This window comes from Bacillus sp. I-2 (genome assembly GCF_001974945.1).
Classification (GTDB): domain Bacteria; phylum Bacillota; class Bacilli; order Bacillales; family Bacillaceae; genus Bacillus; species Bacillus safensis.
In genome coordinates, this window is record NZ_LZRW01000011.1 from 269,678 (window position 1) to 291,083 (window position 21,406).

At 41.2% G+C, this 21,406-nt stretch carries 17 protein-coding genes; all 17 read left to right on the forward strand.

All coding sequences use genetic code 11. The features are described from left to right. The first annotated feature begins 4 nt into the window (after positions 1-4). The 17 genes from BAE31_RS04835 (at position 5) to yfmH (ending at position 21,324) form a co-directional block, all read left to right on the forward strand. Entirely contained in the window at positions 5-1,234 is a 1,230-nt protein-coding gene (locus BAE31_RS04835) for a M16 family metallopeptidase (RefSeq protein ID WP_025092599.1), read from the forward strand. A 73-nt stretch (positions 1,235-1,307) separates the two neighbouring features. Continuing rightward, positions 1,308-2,231 (forward strand): aminoglycoside phosphotransferase family protein, encoded by a 924-nt coding sequence (locus BAE31_RS04840; RefSeq protein WP_076839589.1) that lies wholly within the window; start codon positions 1,308-1,310, stop codon positions 2,229-2,231. 71 nt (positions 2,232-2,302) lie between these two features. Further along, entirely contained in the window at positions 2,303-2,575 is a 273-nt protein-coding gene (locus BAE31_RS04845) for a YlmC/YmxH family sporulation protein (protein ID WP_024424130.1), read from the forward strand. 122 nt (positions 2,576-2,697) lie between these two features. Continuing rightward, complete coding sequence (gene dpaA / locus BAE31_RS04850; protein WP_041117424.1) at positions 2,698-3,600, forward strand: dipicolinic acid synthetase subunit A; 903 nt, start codon at positions 2,698-2,700, stop codon at positions 3,598-3,600. Continuing rightward, a complete protein-coding gene (dpaB, locus tag BAE31_RS04855) occupies positions 3,597-4,190 on the forward strand; it encodes a dipicolinate synthase subunit B (RefSeq protein WP_024427009.1) in 594 nt (197 codons plus the stop codon). Before dpaA ends, dpaB begins: the two co-directional genes overlap by 4 nt. A 139-nt stretch (positions 4,191-4,329) precedes the next feature. Continuing rightward, positions 4,330-5,349, forward strand: coding sequence for an aspartate-semialdehyde dehydrogenase (gene asd, locus BAE31_RS04860; protein ID WP_024427010.1), 1,020 nt, complete (start codon positions 4,330-4,332; stop codon positions 5,347-5,349). Between the two features lie 92 nt (positions 5,350-5,441). After that, positions 5,442-6,656 carry an aspartate kinase gene (gene dapG / locus BAE31_RS04865; protein ID WP_056766484.1) on the forward strand — a complete coding sequence of 405 codons (1,215 nt, stop codon included), beginning with the start codon at positions 5,442-5,444 and terminating at the stop codon, positions 6,654-6,656. 30 nt (positions 6,657-6,686) lie between these two features. Next, a complete protein-coding gene (gene dapA / locus BAE31_RS04870; RefSeq protein ID WP_024427012.1) occupies positions 6,687-7,553 on the forward strand; it encodes a 4-hydroxy-tetrahydrodipicolinate synthase in 867 nt (288 codons plus the stop codon). Between the two features lie 171 nt (positions 7,554-7,724). After that, positions 7,725-9,392 (forward strand): ribonuclease J2, encoded by a 1,668-nt coding sequence (rnjB, locus tag BAE31_RS04875; RefSeq protein ID WP_056766486.1) that lies wholly within the window; start codon positions 7,725-7,727, stop codon positions 9,390-9,392. Positions 9,393-9,511: 119 nt separating this feature from the next. Next, positions 9,512-10,240 carry a ClpP family protease gene (locus tag BAE31_RS04880; RefSeq protein WP_024424124.1) on the forward strand — a complete coding sequence of 243 codons (729 nt, stop codon included), beginning with the start codon at positions 9,512-9,514 and terminating at the stop codon, positions 10,238-10,240. Further along, positions 10,237-10,473 carry a YlzJ-like family protein gene (locus BAE31_RS04885; RefSeq protein ID WP_008344712.1) on the forward strand — a complete coding sequence of 79 codons (237 nt, stop codon included), beginning with the start codon at positions 10,237-10,239 and terminating at the stop codon, positions 10,471-10,473. The genes BAE31_RS04880 and BAE31_RS04885 overlap by 4 nt, the downstream gene beginning before the upstream one ends. Before the next feature lie 110 nt (positions 10,474-10,583). Beyond that, entirely contained in the window at positions 10,584-12,959 is a 2,376-nt protein-coding gene (locus BAE31_RS04890; protein ID WP_076839591.1) for an FtsK/SpoIIIE family DNA translocase, read from the forward strand. Between the two features lie 164 nt (positions 12,960-13,123). Beyond that, complete coding sequence (locus tag BAE31_RS04895; protein ID WP_024424122.1) at positions 13,124-13,849, forward strand: GntR family transcriptional regulator; 726 nt, start codon at positions 13,124-13,126, stop codon at positions 13,847-13,849. Between the two features lie 102 nt (positions 13,850-13,951). Then, positions 13,952-15,181: a bacillibactin exporter BcbE gene (gene bcbE / locus BAE31_RS04900; RefSeq protein ID WP_249895846.1), complete on the forward strand. Its 1,230-nt coding sequence runs from the start codon at positions 13,952-13,954 to the stop codon at positions 15,179-15,181. A 311-nt stretch (positions 15,182-15,492) separates the two neighbouring features. Next, a complete protein-coding gene (locus BAE31_RS04905; protein ID WP_076839595.1) occupies positions 15,493-18,609 on the forward strand; it encodes an MMPL family transporter in 3,117 nt (1,038 codons plus the stop codon). A gap of 145 nt (positions 18,610-18,754) precedes the next feature. Then, positions 18,755-20,035 carry an EF-P 5-aminopentanol modification-associated protein YfmF gene (gene yfmF / locus BAE31_RS04910; RefSeq protein WP_076839596.1) on the forward strand — a complete coding sequence of 427 codons (1,281 nt, stop codon included), beginning with the start codon at positions 18,755-18,757 and terminating at the stop codon, positions 20,033-20,035. Continuing rightward, on the forward strand, positions 20,032-21,324 hold the full coding sequence (gene yfmH, locus BAE31_RS04915; RefSeq protein WP_025092606.1) for an EF-P 5-aminopentanol modification-associated protein YfmH: 1,293 nt from the start codon (positions 20,032-20,034) through the stop codon (positions 21,322-21,324). Before yfmF ends, yfmH begins: the two co-directional genes overlap by 4 nt. Positions 21,325-21,406 lie beyond the last annotated feature (82 nt).

A 21,406-nucleotide genomic window follows, 5' to 3' on the forward strand; every position in this document is an offset into this window, starting at 1 on the left:
AAACTTGGTCAAAACGTATACATGCCAAAACGGAGTAAGAATTGTACTCGAAAACAATCCCACTGTAAGGTCTGTCGCAATTGGCGTCTGGATTGGAACAGGCTCTAGACATGAGACACCTGAAATTAATGGAATCTCACACTTTTTAGAGCATATGTTCTTTAAAGGGACAAAGACAAGATCTGCACGTGATATCGCAGAATCCTTTGACCGCATTGGTGGTCAGGTGAATGCCTTTACATCAAAAGAATACACTTGCTACTATGCGAAGGTGCTTGATTCACATGCTGGCTACGCCCTCGATGTATTAAGCGACATGTTCTTTCACTCAGCTTTTGATGAAGAAGAGCTGAAAAAAGAAAAAAATGTGGTGTATGAAGAAATTAAAATGTATGAGGATACTCCTGATGACATCGTTCATGATTTATTAAGCAAAGCCATTTATGGTGATCATTCATTAGGATATCCAATTTTAGGAACAGAGGAAACACTCTCTACCTTTAACGGAGACTCACTTAGAAAATACATGGATGAATTCTATACCCCGGACCGCGTCGTGATCTCTGTTGCAGGGAACGTAGATGAGACCTTTATTCGTGAGGTTGAAAAGTTATTCGGCTCTTATGAAGGAAAAGGGAAAAAGCAGCCTGTAGAAGCTCCAGCATTTCATTATGACAAGCTCACACGCAAAAAGGAAACGGAACAAGCGCACCTATGCTTGGGCTTTAATGGCCTTCCAGCTGGAGATAAGGGCATCTATGACTTAATCGTCTTAAATAATGTTCTTGGCGGAAGCATGAGTAGCCGATTATTCCAAGATGTAAGAGAGGACAAAGGACTTGCGTATTCCGTCTTCAGCTATCACAGTTCATTTGCAGATAATGGAATGCTGACGATTTATGGCGGAACTGGAGCGAAGCAGCTAAACCTGCTCTCTGAGACCATCTTACAAACATTAGACGTCTTAAAACGTGAGGGAATCACGCAGAAAGAACTAGAGAACTCTAAGGAGCAAATGAAAGGCAACCTTATGCTCAGCCTTGAAAGCACAAACAGCAAAATGAGCCGAAACGGTAAAAATGAACTGCTCCTTGGCAAACATCGGACACTCGATGAAATTATTGATGAAATCAACAGCGTCACATTAGACGGCGTGAATAACTTATCTAAACGAATCTTTACAGAAGATTATGCGCTCTCGCTTATTAGTCCGACGGGTGATCAGCCATCATAATGTAAACAACACGGCAGACTCAAAAAAGTCTGCCGTTTTATTGTAAGGTAAAGAAGAAAGGGGTTCTGCTTTCATGGAACATGAAAAGCTGAAACAGCTCTCTCCACTTCTGACACAAGCTATTTCTTTCCAAGCCATGACATCTGGTTTTTCGGGAGATCGTACCTTTTTGGTTACAATATCATCTAGTGAAAAGCTGGTGCTTAAGTTATCAGACATTCAAACGTATTCGCGTTATAAAAGAAAAGCATCATTTCAGCGGAAGTTAAAAGATCGAGGGATTCTTTGTTCTGAAGTGATTGAGATTGGAATGAGTGCTGAACTAAACTGTACCTATCGTATTTTCTCCTTTATCGAAGGCGAGAATGCTAGAGACTCCATCCATCTACTTACAAATGAAGAGCAGTATGAAATCGGGAGGCGGGCAGCGAGAGAGCTAAGTTTGATGCATACATGCCGTGCACCTTCTCATGTTCGTCCGTGGGATGAGAAAGTCATGGCAAAACATGAACGGTATGTACATGTCTATCAATCAAGTGGCGTGACGTTTTCCAATGATCAGTTTGTATTAGATTTTATCAAGTCGAATGTTGATGCGGTAAAAGAGAGGCCTAACCAGTTCCAGCATGATGATTTTCATTTAGGGAATATCATCATACAAGATAATCAATATGCCGGTGTGATTGATTTCGATCAATCCGACTGGGGCGACCCGGTTCATGACTTTTATAAATTGTCCTTATTTAGTCGAGAAAGCAGCATTCCGTTTTCAGCTGGACAACTGGATCAATACGTGAGTATGCAGTCCACAAACGATTTTTGGCTTCTTTTTTCCATCTATACAGCAATGAGCTGCTTTTCATCTATCATCTGGACGCTTTCCTATGATCCGGGACATGTAAAAGACATGGTGAAACGAGTGGAGAGAATGCTAAAAGATCATAATTGCTTTCATCAACTTAAGCCTGTTTGGTATACCAACTCACATTATACATAACTTGAAAAGAGCAGGACGGTCTATTTCTTCCTTTTGCTGCATATATGATACGGAAGGGAAGTGATGCGATTTTGAGGCTGAGTGAACTGTCAGGAAAAGAGATCGTCGATATTAAAAGAGCGGAGCGGCTTGGCGTGCTTGGACAAACCGACCTTGAAATCAATGAACAGGACGGTCAAATTACAGCACTCATTATACCTTCCGTGAAGTGGTTTGGCTTTCGAAAACAAGGAAATGACATCCGCGTCCCGTGGAATCACATTCAAAAAATAGGATCAGATATGATCATTCTCGATGTGCCTGAAGAACTTCAGCCGCACGGAGAAAAAGAGCACCCGCAATAATGGGTGCTCTTTTTCTTTTCTCTCTCTGATTCGTTCACAGGCTGAATCCTCTCCTCATATGCTGAAAGGGAGATTCAGAAAATATTACAGACTTTTTTAAATAAAGAAGGTGAACGGTCAGTATGTTGAGCGGTTTAACGGTTGCGGTGATCGGGGGAGATGCAAGGCAGCTTGAAATTATTCGCAAGTTGTCACAGCAGCATGCCAAAGTATTTTTGGTTGGATTTGACCAGCTGGATCATGGATTTATCGGTGCTGAAAAGCTGAAAATGTCTGAACTTCCATTCGAACAAGTAGACAGTATGATCCTTCCAGTATCTGGGACAACGGATGAAGGCGCTGTTGCTACCGTTTTTTCAAACGAGCAGGTCTTGCTGGAAGCTAAATATTTAGAAAGAACCCCTGCCCATTGTATCTTGTACTCAGGTATTTCAAATACGTACTTAGACAATCTGGCAAAGCAGGTGAACCGGAAGCTTGTGAAGCTGTTTGAGCGAGATGATATTGCCATATATAACTCTATTCCAACAGTTGAAGGAATTATCATGATGGCCATTCAGCAAACGGACTATACGATTCACGGGTCTCATGTCGCTGTTCTCGGACTTGGAAGAACAGGACTCACCATTGCCCGCACATTTCGGGCACTAGGGGCAGACGTAAAAGTAGGGGCGGCAGACACAGCACATTTAGCGCGGGCATTTGAGATGGGGCTTCATCCATTTTCAATGGACCAGTTAAAAGAGGAAGTAACGGATGTTGATATTATCATCAATACCATTCCAAGTCTTGTATTAGATTCATCTGTCATCGTCAGCATGACACCAAAGACACTCATTTTGGATATCGCCTCACGCCCAGGCGGAACAGACTTTGACTTTGCACAAAAGCACGGAGTGAAGGCACTTCTTGCACCAGGACTCCCGGGGATTGTTGCACCAAAGACAGCAGGACAAATCATTGCAAAAGTGCTTTCCGGGCTTTTATGTGAACTTGCGGAGGAAAAAAGGGGGATGGAATCATGACAACATTAAAAGGGAAAAGAATCGGCTTTGGTTTAACAGGTTCCCACTGTACGTATGAGGCTGTTTTTCCGCAAATCGAAGCGCTTGTAAAAGAAGGGGCAGAGGTGCGTCCAGTGGTGTCGTACACGGTGCAGAGCACGAATACGAGATTTGGAGATGGAGCCGAGTGGATCGAGCGGATTGAGAAGCTGACTGGATTTCAAGCGATTGACTCAATCGTGAAAGCAGAGCCGCTCGGGCCTAAGCTGCCGCTTGATTGTATGGTCATTGCTCCTTTAACTGGAAACTCGATGGCGAAATTTGCAAATGCCATGACAGACAGTCCTGTTTTAATGGCTGCTAAAGCAACTATACGGAATCATCGACCTGTCGTTTTAGGTATCTCAACAAATGATGCGTTAGGTTTAAATGGTACAAATCTGATGAGGCTCATGTCAACAAAAAATATTTTCTTTATTCCGTTTGGTCAGGATGATCCATTCAAAAAACCGACCTCTATGGTCGCGAACATGGATCTGCTATCTCAAACAGTAGAAGAGGCACTCCAGCATAGACAAATTCAACCAATTTTAATTGGACCAAACGAATAATAGATTCACTAGAAAATCATGAAAGATTCAAAAAAGATGCTTCAAGCCTTGCTTTTCTATGGTAAAATAAAATGTAAAAAGTCATAGGATGGCCATCCGAAAGAAAAGAATTATGGATGGGTCGGAAGGAGTTTTACTGATGGGAAGAGGATTGCATGTAGCTGTAGTTGGAGCGACTGGAGCTGTCGGTCAACAAATGTTAAAAACACTAGCTGACAGAGATTTTGAAATGGATACACTTACTCTACTATCCTCAAAACGTTCTGCTGGAACAAAAGTGACATTCAGAGGTCAAGAGTACACTGTTCAGGAAGCAACACCTGAAAGCTTTGAAGGAGTGAACATTGCATTATTCAGTGCTGGAGGAAATGTTTCTAAAGCGCTGGCTCCTGAAGCAGTCAAACGAGGTGCGATTGTTGTTGACAACACAAGTGCTTTTCGTATGGACGAAAACATCCCTCTTGTCGTACCAGAGGTAAACGAAAAAGATTTGCATGATCATCAAGGGATCATTGCAAACCCTAACTGTTCAACGATTCAAATGGTAGCGGCATTAGAACCGCTTCGTCAGGCGTATGGAATGAAAAAAGTCATTGTCTCTACGTATCAAGCAGTATCAGGTGCGGGACATGAAGCCATTGACGAACTATACAGTCAATCACAAGCCATTTTAAATAAAGAAGATGTAACACCAGAAGTCATGCCTTATCAAATTGCATTTAATGCAATCCCGCAAATTGATAAATTCCAAGACAACGGTTATACATTCGAAGAAATGAAAATGATCAACGAAACGAAAAAAATCATGCATATGCCTGAGCTGGAAGTAGCGGCAACATGTGTGAGACTTCCAATTGAAACAGGTCATTCAGAATCTGTCTACGTCGAACTAGAATCCAATGATGCAACAGTGGAAGATCTCAAATCAATTCTAAAAGATGCACCAGGAATTACGCTGCAAGATGATCCGTCTCAGCAAATTTATCCAATGCCTGCAGATGCTGTTGGGAAAAACGACGTATTTGTCGGCCGCATTCGGAAAGATTTGGACCGTCCAAACGGGTTCCATATGTGGATTGTATCTGATAACCTGCTTAAAGGCGCTGCATGGAACTCAGTTCAAATTGCAGAAAGCTTAAAAGCATTAAAATTAGTTTAACATTCAATGGATGATGAGGACGAACAGAAGAGAGTTAGGCATCTTTCGCCTGCTCTCTTCTGTTACGTCAGAATGAACTTGGAGTGAAAACAGTGAAAATAATTGTCCAAAAATTTGGCGGTACATCTGTCAAAGATGATCAAGGTAGAAAAAGGGCACTTGCACATATCTTATCTGCAAAAGAGAAAGGCTATAAGTCGGTTGTTGTCGTTTCTGCAATGGGACGAAAAGGTGATCCTTATGCGACAGATACGTTGCTTGGTCTGCTTTACGGCAGCGCGCAGCATATGACAAACAGAGAAAAAGACTTGCTTGTTTCCTGCGGAGAGAATATCTCAGCTGTTGTGTTTTCAAGTATGCTGAATGAAAACGGTCTAAAGGCTGTAGCGATGACTGGAGCTCAGGCGGGCTTTGTGACAGATAAGGAGCATACAAGTGCGAAAATAATTGACATGAAATGCGAACGTCTGGAAGCAGCACTGTTTGAACATGATGTTGTCGTTGTCGCTGGGTTCCAGGGAGCTGCGAAAAATGGAGACGTGACAACAATCGGACGAGGTGGCAGTGATACGTCCGCAGCTGCTTTAGGCGCTGCATTGCAGGCAGACTTTATTGATATTTTTACAGATGTAGAAGGCGTTATGACAGCAGATCCCCGTATTGTTGAAAATGCAAAACCGCTGAGAGTCGTGACATATACGGAAATTTGCAACCTCGCATATCAAGGGGCAAAAGTCATTCACCCGCGAGCTGTCGAAATTGCGATGCAGGCAAAAGTACCAATGAGGGTCCGTTCAACATACTCTGATGATGAGGGCACACTCGTTACATCACACTACTCAGATAAAATGAGCCATGATGTGTACGACCGCCTCATTACGGGTATTGCACATGTCAATGATGTGACGCAAATCAAAGTCCCTGCAAAAGAAGGACAGTACAGCGTACAAACAGAGGTCTTCAAAGCAATGGCAAACGCACAAATCAGTGTCGACTTCTTCAACATCACACCGAGTGAAATTGTGTATACAGTGACAGGTGCAATGACTGAAAAGGCAACGTCGATCCTAAAAGATCTTGGCTATACACCAATTGTGACAACAAATTGTGCAAAAGTATCAGCTGTTGGCGCAGGCATTATGGGTGTACCAGGTGTCACATCGAAAATTGTAACGGCTCTATCCGAGCAAAACATTCCGATTTTACAATCGGCTGACAGTCATACGACCATTTGGGTGTTAGTGAACGAAGAAAACATGAGAGCGGCTGTCAATGCCCTGCATGAAGTGTTTGAACTTTCAAGATAAATGTGATTGAATCATGATGAGGTGAAAAAAATGAATTTCGGAAATATCGCAACAGCTATGATTACACCTTTTGATAAAAAGGGCAACATCGATTTCCAAAAGCTATCAATTCTCATTGATTACTTATTAAAAAACGGCAGTGACTCCTTAGTCGTTGCAGGGACAACAGGCGAATCGCCAACTTTATCGAATGAAGAAAAAGTCGCTCTTTTTCAGCAATCGGTCAAATTAGCAAATGGTCGTTGTAAAATCATTGCAGGAACAGGCAGTAATAATACAAATGCGTCTATCAAACTAACGAAAAAAGCAGAAGAAGCGGGCGTTGATGCAGTGATGCTTGTCGTACCTTATTACAACAAGCCATCACAGGAAGGCATGTATGCACACTTTAAAGCCATTGCCGAGTCTACATCTCTTCCTGTCATGCTTTACAATGTACCAGGAAGAACGGCAGCTTCATTAGCACCAGAAACAACGATTAAGCTTGCGCAAATACCTAACATTGTTGCCATTAAAGAAGCAAGCGGCGATCTTGATGCTATGACAAAAATCATTGCAGAGACGCCAGAAGATTTCGACGTATATTCAGGGGACGACAGCTTAACACTTCCAGCTGTATCTGTTGGTGCAAAAGGAGTTGTCTCGGTTGCGTCTCATATCGTAGGACTGGATATGCAGCAAATGTTGAAAAGCTATGCTTCAGGCCAGACAGCGAATGCAGCATTGATCCATCAAAAGCTGCTTCCAATCATGAAACAGCTTTTCTCAGCGCCAAATCCAACACCTGTCAAAACAGCCCTTCAGCTGAAAGGACTAGACGTTGGATCTGTTCGTCTGCCGCTTTTGCCTTTGTCAGAAGAAGAGAGACTGGATTTAAGCAGCGTTTTAAACAGCTGATCAAAACAAAAGATTTCGTAAGCGGTCATTCTCAGATGTCCCTGAGTATGACCGTTTTTTATACATAAACACTTTCTTAAAATGTGACTTCATCTTGTTTTCTAAAATTAGATTCAGTTATAATAGCATTAAGCGATGATGGACGGGCTTGAGACTAGGAGGATAAGAATTTTGAAAAAGAAAAATACAGAGAACGTAAGAATTATTGCACTCGGAGGCGTTGGAGAAATCGGAAAAAACCTATATGTCATTGAGATTGATTCGGACATATATGTAGTAGATGCAGGTTTAATGCATCCAGAAAATGAAATGCTGGGCATTGACGTCGTCATTCCTGATATCTCTTATTTAACAGAGCGTGCTGATCGGGTGAAAGCAATTTTTCTTACCCACGGACATGATGAAGCAATCGGAGGCGTATTCCATTGCTTGAGCAAATTGTCTGTACCAGTCTACGGAACGAAGCTGACCCTTGCGTTACTTCGAGAAAAATTAAAGCAGTATGGCTTCAATCAAAAAGCTGATTTGCGTGAGGTACATGCAAAATCAGTTATTACTTTTGAAACAACAAAAGTATCGTTCTTTAGAACGAATCACAGCATTCCTGATTCAGTTGGGATCAGCTTCAAAACCTCTCTTGGTTCAATCGTATGCACAGGTGATTTTAAATTTGATCAAACCCCAGCGCTTAACCAAGCCTGTGACATCGGAGAGATTGCGAAAATTGGAAACAATGGCGTTTTAGCACTACTTTCAGACAGTGCAAATGCTGAAAAACCAGGCTATACACCTTCTGAGGCGCTCGTCCAAGACGAAATCTCAAATGCGATGTACAATGCTGAAAATCGTGTGATTGTTGCTGTGTCTTCATCTAATATTAACCGCGTGCAGCAGATCATTAATGCAACAAATCAAAATGGCCGTAAGCTTGCCGTTGCAGGGAAGAATATGATGACAACCCTTCAGCTGGCGATCAAGCTTGGTTATGTTACAGCAGACGAAGAATTATTTGTACCCGTTCAAGAAGTGAAGAAAATGGCGAAAAACGACGTGGTCATCCTGACCGCTGGAAGCCACGGAGAGCCGCTTGCTGCTTTAACAAAAATGGCGAAGCAAAATCACAAACAGCTTCATATTGAAAAAGATGACACGGTTGTGATTGCATCTACACCTCTTCCTGGACAAGAACTCACATACTCTAAAACAGTGGATTTCCTTACAAGAAGCGGAGCACAAGTCATTTTTGCGCAAAAACGTGTGCATGTATCTGGACATGGCTGCCAAGAAGAGTTAAAGCTAATGCTGAACTTACTAAAACCGAAGTATTTAATTCCGGTGAATGGCGAATATCGTATGCAAAAAGCACATTCTCGTATTGCTGAAGAAGTAGGTATGAAACGCAGTGACATTTTCTTGATTGATAAAGGAGATGTTGTTGAGTTTAGAGGACAGAACGTCAAAATCGGTGAAAAAGTTCACCAAGGAAACATTTTGATCGATGGTCTTGGCGTTGGTGATATCGGAAACATCGTGTTACGCGATAGACGCCTTTTGTCTCAAGACGGCATCTTGATTGTTGTCATTACGCTCGATAAACAAAAGAAACAATTAATTTCTGGACCTGAAATCATCACAAGAGGATTTGTCTATGTAAGAGAATCCGAAGAGCTTATTGTGAAAGCAACAGAAATGGTCAAAGAGATTGTCAAAGAGCAAACGGAGAACTCAGTTGTTGAATGGTCAACATTGAAACAATCCATGCGCGATGTGCTAAATCAATTCCTATATGAAAAAACAAAACGTAAGCCGATGATCATTCCAATTATTATGGAAGTGTGATGATAAAGCCCAAGGAGCATAAGCTCTTTGGGCTTTTTTGATGTGGCATGAGGAATGCGGATGGAATATGCCCTATTTGTTCATAATAGGAGAAGAGTTTGAGGAAAGGATGGAGACAAATGGACGAAAAGAATGAACAGCAGCCTGAGCGAAAGCCAGAAGAAAAAGACAGCATTATGAGCAAAATACAGCAGCTTGGTGAAACAGCCGTTCCGCAGCTGCCGCAAGATACAAATATCCATTGCCTCACCATTATTGGACAAATTGAAGGCCATATGCAGCTTCCACCGCAAAATAAAACAACCAAATACGAACATGTTATTCCACAAATTGTAGCCGTTGAACAAAACCCTAAAATAGAAGGTCTTTTGATCATCTTAAATACAGTAGGAGGAGATGTTGAAGCGGGACTTGCGATTGCAGAAATGCTTGCTTCTTTATCAAAGCCAACTGTCTCGATTGTGCTTGGCGGCGGCCACTCGATAGGTGTCCCGATTGCTGTATCGTGTGACTATTCGTATATTGCAGAAACAGCTACGATGACCATTCATCCTGTGCGATTAACAGGTCTTGTGATTGGCGTTCCGCAAACCTTTGAATACTTAGATAAAATGCAGGAAAGAGTCATTAACTTTGTCACAAGCCACTCCAACATTACAGAAGAGAAGTTTAAAGAGCTCATGTTCTCAAAAGGCAATTTGACAAGAGACATCGGAACAAATGTCGTTGGTCATGAGGCAGCAGAATACGGACTCATGAATGAAGTGGGCGGTGTAGGACAAGCGATTAAAAAGTTGAATGAACTTATCGGAGACAGGGCATCTCAAAACGAGGGGCTGATCCAATGATTTTATATACGCCTATGCCATATGAAGCCATTTACGCTGAGGAACAGGGAGAACGCAAGCTCCAGCAGGTAAACATTCAGGGTGTGCCAGTGATGGTAGAAATGAAAGAAGATGAAGCAGAAATCGTTCAAGTCATGAGTACCAATCCAATGGATTTTCTCAATCAAGAGCTTGCACCAGGCAAGCGATTGAAGTTACATTTAGGCACCAATCAAACCGACTCATATGAATGATTCTATGCTATAATAAAGGGAAAACTTACAACAAGATGCAGCCAAAACCAGGCTGCTTTCTTTCTGATCTTTCGGTAGGTTATATTTTCTTTCGTAGTAAGGTGATGAGTATGGCTAAAAAGAGAAAACGGAAAACGAGAAAAAAACAAAATAAACAGCTAAAACTGAAATATGAATTAAATGGGTTAGTCTGTATTGCCATAGCGATCATTGCCATTTTACAGCTGGGCGTTGTTGGACAAACCTTTGTACATCTATTCCGATTCTTTGCAGGTGAATGGTTCATTCTCTGCCTTATCGGATTATTTCTTTTTGGTGTGACGATTTTCTGGAAAAAACAAATCCCAGATATTTTAACAAGAAGAAAAGCAGGTCTCTACTGCATCATTGCGAGTATCTTGCTTTTGTCACATGTGAAGCTCTTTCAGCATCTTTCATCTGCTGGCGTCATTGGCTCTCAAAGTGTGATTAGAAATACATTTGAGCTTTTCTTGATGGATATGAAAGGTGAAACAGGATCGCCTGATTTAGGGGGCGGCATGATCGGTGCCGTATTGTTTGCTGCTTCTTATTTCTTATTTGCGCAAGCAGGTTCGCAAATCATGGCGATTGTTCTGATGCTGATTGGAATTGTCCTGATTACAAACCGATCCCTTCAGGAAATGGTGAAAAAAGTGACGATTCCTCTATCACAATTTATGGTGAAGCAGTGGAAAGCGTTTGTTGAAGATATGAAAGGGATCAGGCAGGCGAAAAAGAGCGCGTCCTCTCAGAAAACAGGTGAAAAGAAAAAACGTTCACGCATCCAAGAAGAAGAAGACGATGATGATCTGATCTTGATCGAAGAGGAAACCCCGTCTTCTGATAATAGCCAGCCGATTATTTCAAGCTTTGCAGACAGAGATGACATTCTCGCCCCGACGGTTCAAAAAAAGCAGGCGGCAAAAGAGACAGCGCCTCTTCAGGACTCTGTGCAAAGTGCACCAGTTCAATCAGATACAGCCGATGAACCAAAAGAGGCACCGCCGATGACATTTACAGAACTTGAAAACAAAGATTACGAATTGCCGTCACTTGATATTTTGGCAGAGCCCCAGCATTCAGGTCAGCAAACAGATAAGAAAAATATTTATGAAAATGCCAGAAAACTTGAAAAAACATTTCAAAGCTTTGGTGTGAAAGCAAAAGTCACACAGGTTCATTTAGGTCCAGCTGTGACCAAATATGAAGTATATCCAGATGTCGGCGTGAAGGTCAGTAAAATCGTCAATCTAAGTGATGATTTAGCCCTCGCCCTTGCAGCAAAGGACATACGAATTGAGGCGCCGATTCCTGGTAAATCAGCCATCGGCATCGAAGTTCCGAATGCAGAAATTGCTATGGTTTCACTAAAAGAGGTATTAGAATCGAAGCAAAATGACCGTCCAAATGCCAAGCTCCTCATTGGACTCGGCCGTAATATCTCGGGTGAAGCTGTGCTTGCTGAAATGAACAAAATGCCGCATTTGCTTGTAGCAGGTTCGACTGGAAGCGGAAAAAGTGTGTGTATCAATGGTATTATCACAAGCATTCTCATGAGAGCGAAGCCTCATGAAGTGAAAATGATGATGATTGATCCGAAAATGGTTGAATTAAATGTGTATAACGGTATTCCGCACCTTTTGGCTCCTGTCGTAACTGACCCTAAGAAAGCCTCGCAGGCACTAAAAAAAGTAGTCAGCGAAATGGAACGCCGGTATGAATTGTTTTCGCATACGGGGACAAGAAATATTGAAGGATACAATGATTACATTAAACGTATGAATCAAACAGAAGATGCTAAACAGCCAGAGCTTCCTTATATTGTTGTCATTGTAGACGAGCTTGCAGATTTAATGATGGTCGCTTCCTCTGATGTGGAAGATTCCATTACAAGACTTTCTCAAATGGCACGTGCTGCGGGAATTCATTTGATTATCGCCACACAAAGACCTTCTGTCGATGTCATTACAGGTGTCATTAAGGCCAACATCCCGTCCCGCATTGCCTTTAGCGTATCCTCTCAAACAGATTCAAGGACGATCCTTGATATGGGAGGCGCAGAAAAGCTGCTGGGCAGAGGGGACATGCTGTTTTTACCTGTTGGTGCAAACAAGCCGGTTCGTGTGCAAGGCGCCTTTTTATCAGATGAAGAAGTGGAACATGTTGTTGATCACGTGATTACACAGCAAAAAGCACAATACCAAGAGGAAATGATTCCGAGCGAAGAAACGCAGGATCAGCTTGCGGCTGTGGAAGATGATCTGTATGATGAAGCAGTTGAATTGATCATCGGCATGCAGACGGCTTCTGTTTCTATGCTGCAAAGAAGATTTCGCATCGGTTATACCCGGGCGGCACGTCTCATTGACGCAATGGAAGAGCGAGGCGTGGTAGGCCCATATGAAGGAAGTAAACCGAGAGAAGTTCTTCTCTCAAAAGAACAATATGACGAGCTCTCTTCATAAATTGAAGAGAGCTTTCCTGAAAAATAGTAAACGATAGTATGATTATGTTAACTGGATGTCAGACTATTTATTTATTTGCAAAAACATGATATAGTTATGTTCAACTTATCTCGGAATAGAGATTTCTCATCTTATCATTTGCATTGATTAGACGGAGGGAAAACATGTCGACCAAAACAGACAATCGCCATTTATATTTGAAAGTGATTGACCGTATTAAAGAAGATATTCAAACAGGTGTATATGCCGAAAAAGAAAAGCTGCCTTCTGAGTTTGAGCTCTCAAAACTTTTAGGTGTGAGCAGAGCGACACTGCGTGAGGCCCTTCGTATATTAGAAGAAGAGAAGTATTTAATTAGAAGGCATGGGGTAGGGACTTTCGTCAATTCAAGACCACTTTTTTCGACAGGCATAGAACAGCTGACAAGTGTCACGAAAATGATTGAGCAGGTCAATATGACGCCTGGCACCATCTTTTTATCCTCGCAAGAAGGGGAGCCAACAGAGAATGATGTCATTCGTTTTCAGTGTGATAAATCTGATGGGATTTTTTCAATGGAACGTGTTCGAACGGCAGATGGGCAGCCAGTTGTTTATTGTTTAGATAAAATTCCGGTCAAACATCTTCCCGCTTCTTTTACACATGAAGAAGAGTCTCTTTTTGAGCTGTTTGGAAGAGAACCGCACAGCGGGATTAAATATGCAGTTGCTGACATTGAACCAATTGGCTACCACGATCAGGTCTCACCGATTCTAGATTGTGACCCTGAAACGGCGTTATTATTACTGAAACAAATGCACTATGATCAGGATGATCAGCCGGTCTTATACTCCCTCAATTATTTTCGAGCGGATAAATTCAGCTTTCATGTCATACGCAAACGATTTTAATAAGCAGTCGCTTCCATAGGCGGCTGCTTTTTGTTTGCCCATACATAATACTCGTTAAACTTGCCACACTAATACGTAACAGTATATAGAATTGGGTGAATGATGTTGGGCGAGAAAACAGTCAGTAAAAAGAATATCATTGCATTATCATCAGTCCCTCTAATCATGACACTAGGGAACTCGATGTTAATACCAGTATTGCCAGAGATAGAAAAGAAACTCTCGATTACTTCCTTTCAAGTCTCTCTCATTATTACGGTATATTCGGTTGTAGCCATCTTATGTATTCCAATCGCCGGTTACTTATCAGACCGGATTGGGCGGAAAAAGGTACTGCTGCCGTGTCTTTTAATCGCCGGACTTGGAGGAGCTGTGGCAGCAGTCGCCTCAACGATCATGAAAGAACCTTATATGTGGATTCTGTTTGGAAGGGTCCTTCAAGGGATTGGTTCAGCTGGAGCCGCACCTGTCGTTATGCCGTTTATTGGAGATTTGTTTCATGATGATGAAGAGGTCAGTGCAGGACTTGGCGCCATTGAAACCTCTAATACAGCAGGTAAGGTACTAAGCCCTATTATTGGGGCACTTCTTGCTTCATGGTTTTGGTTTGTGCCGTTTTGGTTCATTCCGTTCTTTTCGATCATCAGCTTTCTCATGGTACTGTTCATGGTAGAGTCGTCGAAAAAAGAGGAGGATCCGCCTACATTTAAAGAATTTTTAAAATCAACAAAGACCATTTTTAAGCATGAGGGACGCTGGCTTTATGCCATTTTTGCTATTGGCGGTTTTATTATGTTTCTTCTTTTTGGTGTGCTCTTTTACTTATCTGATAACCTAGAGGCGGCTTATCAAATAAAGGGTGTCAAAAAAGGGCTCCTGCTGAGTATCCCGCTCCTTTTTCTATCTATCAGTTCCTACATTGCTGGAAAAACGATTGGAAAAGAAAAAGGGAAAATGAGAATCTTTTTAATCGCAGGTATGGCTTTGTTATCACTTTCTTATATTTTTTTATGGTGGAATCACAGTTTTTACGTCTTGTTTATTTGTTTAAGCATTGGCGGTGTTGGCATCGGGATTGTGCTGCCTGCACTTGATGCGCTGATTACAGAAGGAATTGAAAAAGAACAGTGTGGTACCATTACGTCATTTTATAGCAGTATGCGTTTTATCGGTGTTGCTTTAGGACCTCCGATTTTTGCCTATCTTATGGATAAAGGGGACTCCATTGTTTTTATTCTCTCGACCATTTGCAGTCTCATTTCACTATTTTTGGTCCTCTTTTTCATCCAGCCAGATGAAGAGGATGAGAGCGAACAATTGAAAACAGTTTAAATATAGAAAAAAGACGGCATTTTGCCATCTTTTTTCTTTTTTATAAATTGACATGTAAAATTTTGATAGTTAAACTAAGGTATAGTAATATCTTTTAAATTATCCCAAATCGGAGGTGTTCAAAAACATTCATTTTCTGTCTTTCTTTAGGCAGAAATTGAGCTCGCGTGCTGATGATGGAGATGTGGTTCTACAACACGAAAGGACAATTGAATAGGTCATCCTGCCATTTGAAGGAGACGCAGTCAGCACTTCAGACACGCTCAAATACAGCAAATTGATTGAAGAACTAGAAGGAGCTTGAAGCAGCTATGTTGCAAATAATTAAAGCAAGATGGATTGTATTAGTGGTGTGGATGATAACAGCTGTGATTCTGTTTATTACTGCGCCCGATTTAGAGGAATTAACAAGAGAAAAAGGGCAATTAAAGGTTCCGGAGGGGACACCAACAGCTGAGGCACTTCACCTATTGGATAAGCTGTCAGATAAGAACGGGAAAAAAGATACAGGTGTGCTTGTATTCTCCGAACAACATCTGTTCCCTGCGAAAGAGCAGGAATTAAAAAAGGCTTTAGCTGCACTCATGACACATGCCCCAGAACTCCACATTGACGGAATTACTTCGTATTTTCATGTAGATCCGGACATTCAAAAACAACTTTTATCAAAGGATAAAAGTACACTTCTTGTTCCATTCAAATTCGACCACTACGAAACAAAAGCTGTGAAGATTAAAGAACAAATTGAGGAAGTTTTAAAGCCCTATCATGTCTCATATGAAATAACGGGTCAAAAATTTGTGGATTCAGATGTCATTCAAAGCTCTCAACAAGGTCTGAAGAAAACTGAACTTATCACGATGATTTTTATTTTCTTTATTTTAATCATTGTTTTCAGATCGATATTGGCACCTGTTGTTCCGCTCATTACGATAGGCATTTCTTACGCTGTCAGCCGGTGTATTGTGGCTTTTCTCGTAGAATATACACAATTTCCTCTATCTAATTTTACTCAGATTTTTATGGTAGCCATTATGTTCGGTATCGGAACGGATTATTGCATCCTGCTGTTAAGCCGTTTTAAAGAGGAGATCGGTCAAGGCCGTGATGTCAAAGAGTCGATTATCGTCACATATCGATGTGCAGGGAAAACGGTATTTTTCAGCGGCTTAGCCGTGTTAGTCGGCTTCTCAAGTATTGGCTTTGCTAAATTCCAATTGTATCAATCAGCCGTTAGTGTTGCCGTTGGAGTAGGCATTCTGCTGATTGCCCTTGTCACCATCGTTCCCTTTTTTATGTCTGTTTTCGGAAAATCTCTATTCTGGCCATCTAAAAGAGAAAACATTCGGCACCCGCAAAGTAAAATGTGGGAATGGGCTGGGCGTTTTTCATTTAAAAGGCCGCTCATCAGCTTAGGGTTAGTCGCTCTTATTACGGTACCTCCTATTCTGATGTACGACGGCACCCTGTCTTATAACAGTTTAAATGAAATTGGGAATAAGTATGAGTCGGTGTCTGCATTTAATACGATATCAGAGCAATTTGGCTTTGGTGAAGCGCTGCCGCTGAATGTGCTAGTCGAAAGTGACAATAAGCTAGATAATCAAGAAAAGATTGTGATCATTGAAAAACTGACCCGTAAATTAAATGACATTGACGAAGTCAAAACAGTCCGTAGTGTCACGCGCCCTGTTGGAGACGGGCTGAGCCAGCTTTATGTCACCTCTCAAGCGAAAGAGCTGGGAGGAGAACTTGGCAAAGGACATGAAGGAATCGGGAAAATTTCTGATGGCTTGACAGAAACAAATCTGGCCCTTCTCAAACAAAAACCAAAAATTGAAGAATCCGCTCAAGGCATTGACAAGCTAATTGATGGAACGAAAGCAATCAAAAGCGGTATCGGAGAAGTCAGGGAATCCCTTATCTCTTTAGAAGATGGGGTGAGGCGCAGTAAAGAAGGCGTCGGCACGATTCGAAGTAAAATCAAAGAAGCGAAAAAAGAATTAGAGCAAGAATATCGCAGCAGCGAAACGATGATTCAAGAGCTAGAGCAAGTGGTGAAAACACTAGAACGCCATGCGAAATCGAATCAGCAGCTGATGACAACCATTAAGAAAGTAAATGCATCCTATGAAAATCTATCATTTGAAGCACTAGAAAATCGTCTTCCAGAAGTAAAAGACATGGAAGAATATAAAGAAATCAAGAAAGTATTCAAAGAAACAAAAGGAATGCTTGATCAAGCAGGGGATCAAATGAGTGTATATGAAGAGGAAGCCTCTCACTTTAAGCAAAAGATCGAGCAGGCAGATCAAGTGATTCAAACCTTATCAAGCAAGCAAAAAGAAGTAAAACGACAAGTGCAAGCACTCATGGATGGGCTTGATCAAATTTATGACGGTCTTGACCAAACAAATGAGGGCCAAAAACAATTGATTAAAGAAATGCCTAAAATTGAAGATGGTGCAGATCAGCTGACAGACGGCCAAAAAGCCATCAAAAAAGGATTTAGCCAGCTTTCATCAAAACTTACGTTGTTAACAGATGGATTAGGTGAAAGTATTGAAGGGCTTGAGCAGGTCAAAAGCGGCTTCACCGAGGCTGACGGCTACTTAAAGCAGCTTCAGCAAGCGCCAGATGAAGAAATAACGGGCTGGTTTATTCCAGAAGAAGTGCTGAAACGCCAAGAATTTAAGCAAATCTTTCATACGTATATGTCTCCAGATCGGAAATTAACGACTTTTGAAGTCATCTTAAATGTGAATCCATACAGCAATGAAGCGATGAAAGGTGTCGCGAAAATTGAGGAAACCCTTGATCAATATTTACCTGTAAGTGGACTCAAAAATGCCAAATACGGTGTATCTGGTATCTCAAGCTTAAATGTGGACTTAAAAGAAACGTCTGACGGTGACTTTATTCGAACTGTTATCTTCATGTTAATTGGTATTTTTATTATTTTAATTATTTTATTACGGTCAATCGTCATGCCGATATACTTAACACTTTCACTGATTTTAACGTATTTTACATCAATCGGGTTAACAGAATGGATCTTTAAAACATTTTTTGGCTACGATGGTGTCAGCTGGGCTGTTCCATTTTTCAGCTTTGTCATTCTTGTGACGCTCGGCATCGATTATTCTATCTTCCTCATGGATCGTTTTAATGAATGGAAGGGAGAGCATGTGCAAGCATCGATGATATCAGCGATGAGAAATATGGGTTCTGTTATTATTTCTGCAGTGGCCATTTTAGCAGGTACGTTCGCTGCTATGCTGCCATCAGGAGTATTATCGCTTGTTGAAATTGCAACAGTCGTACTCATTGGACTTTTATTATATGCTTTTGTTGTATTGCCCCTCTTTATTCCGGTCATGGTTCGTATTTTTGGTAAATGGAATTGGTGGCCGTTTAGAATGAAATAACGACTGGCGTCTCTGCTATGAGCAGAGGCGTTTTTATTTCCTATCCTTTCCTCTGATTGATATAATGTCTATTAAATGGCTGTTTCACGTATATATCAGCTATGTTCTAATACATAATAAATAGGATGAACAAAGGAGGTTTCTCATGACGTACTTACAAGAGAAGACACTGGACACACCGGGTCTTCATACTCATATTGTCAAAACAGAAAAATTTAAAACCGTGACAATCCTTTTTAAAATGCTTGCACCGCTATCCAAAGATGACGTCACCATGCGTTCTCTTTTCCCGCATGTGCTGTTAAGAGGAACAGAAAAGATGCCGAAAACAGGAGCACTGCGTGCCTATTTTGATGAGCTCTATGGAGCAACCGTTTCCGCTGACATGGCGAAAAAAGGTGAGAATCACATCATTACCTTTCGCCTAGAAATGGCGAATGAAAAATATTTAAAGGATCAAACCCCTTTACTAGAAAAAGGGATTGCCTTACTATCTGACCTATTATTCCAACCGTATGTTGAAGAAGGAGTGTTTAGTCAATTATATGTAGATCAAGAAAAACGCACATTAAAACAGCGAATTCAGGCAGTTTATGATGACAAAATGCGTTATTCGAACTTAAGACTCGTGCAGGAAATGTGTAAAGGTGAACCATATGCACTGCACGTCAATGGTGAAATGGAAGACATTGACGCAATTACAGCTCACTCGCTCTTTGAAGCTTATGAGCATGCGCTTCAATCAAACCAGCTTGATCTTTATGTTGTCGGAGATGTTGACGAACAAGACATCAGCCGAATGGTCTCCCAATACTTTAAAACAAGTGAAAGAGAACCAGTCAAAACGCAGACTGAATCAGCAAGAGCTCAAAATGAACCAAAAGAAGTCATTGATGAAGAGGACGTAAAACAAGGCAAGCTGAATATCGGCTTTCGCACACATACAACGATTGCGGATAAAGATTATCCGGCACTGCATTTGTTTAATGGCATATTCGGCGGTTTCTCGCATTCTAAGCTATTCATTAATGTTCGGGAAAAGGCAAGTCTTGCTTACTACGCTGTGTCTAGACTTGAGAGCTTTAAAGGCTTGATGATGGTTATGTCAGGAATTGAAGTCGGCAACTACCAGCAGGCAGTGGACATCATCAAAGAACAATTTGAAGCGATGCAAAAAGGTGATTTTTCAGATGAAGCAATTGATCAAACAAAAGCAGTCGTCAAAAACCAACTGCTTGAAACGATTGATACGTCTTATGGAACAGCAGAATATTTGTATCAGCATGCCGTTGTGCCAACTGGGGAAACCCTTGATTCCTTTTTAGAAGCATTAGACCGAGTGACAAAAGAGGACATCATCAAAGTGGGTCAGAAAATCGAATGGGATACGACCTATTTTCTTAAAGGAACGGAGGGTGCTTCATGACAGTGAAAACAATTCAATTCGATCAGCTGCAAGAAACGGTCTATCACGAAAAAATGGAAAGCGGACTTGACGTCTATGTGCTGCCAAAGCAAGGGTTTAACAAAACCTATGCGACCTTTACAACAAAATATGGCTCTGTCGATAACGAATTTGTGCCGCTTGGAAAAGAAGACATGATTCGAGTGCCTGACGGAATTGCCCATTTCTTAGAGCATAAGCTGTTTGAAAAAGAAGATGGAGACGTGTTTCATACATTTAGTAAACAGGGAGCATCCGCAAACGCTTTTACAACGTTTACGAGAACGGCTTATTTATTCTCAAGCACCTCAAATGTCGAACAAAACCTTGAGACACTCATTGATTTTGTTCAAGAGCCTTATTTTACTGAAAAAACAGTCGAAAAAGAAAAGGGCATCATTGGTCAAGAAATTAACATGTATGATGACAATCCGGACTGGCGTTTATTCTTTGGTCTGATTGAAAATTTATATCAAGAGCATCCTGTGAGAATAGATATTGCTGGAACAGTAGAGAGCATTGCCCCTATTACAAAAGATCATTTGTATGAATGTTATGAAACGTTCTATCATCCGAGCAATATGCTTCTATTCGTCGTCGGGCCTGTTGATCCGAAGCAAATTTTAGATCAAGTCAGAGCGAATCAGGCGAAAAAGCCATTTACAGACCAGCCAGAGATCAAAAGAAAAGACATCAATGAGCCTGAAGGTGTGTACCGGAAAGAATACGAACTTCCAATGAACGTACAAGGCTCTAAATGTATGTTCGGTTTGAAAACAAAGAATCCGCATAAAAAAGGAAATCAGCTGCTAAAGCATGAGCTTGGGATGAACCTCATTTTAGAGACGCTGTTTGGCAAAAGCTCCTTACAATATGAACAGATGTATGAAAAAGGCTTAATTGATGAAACATTCAGCTACGATTATACAGAAGAGGGCGGCTTTGGCTTCACTTCAGTTGGTGGGGATACAAATGATCCTGATCAACTTGCAAAGGTATTAAAAGAAACCCTTCTTCAAGCAAAAAGCCTCATGACAGAAGAGAAAATTGAACTCGCGCGCAAGAAAAAAATCGGCAGCTTTTTAAAAGCCATGAATTCTCCAGAATATATTGCGAACCAATTTACTCGATATGCATTCTTAGACATGAGCTTATTTGATGTCGTCACAATGCTGGAACAAATTCAATTAGCTGATATTCAGCAAATTTTAGATGAAGAAATTGATGAAGAACGGATGTCTGTTTTCAAAGTCGTCCCAAAAACAAAATAAATTTAAAAAGACAAACTCATATCGGCAGAGTTTGTCTTTTTTATGTTCATTGAAAAAGCCGTTTTATTTGTAAGGATATTCA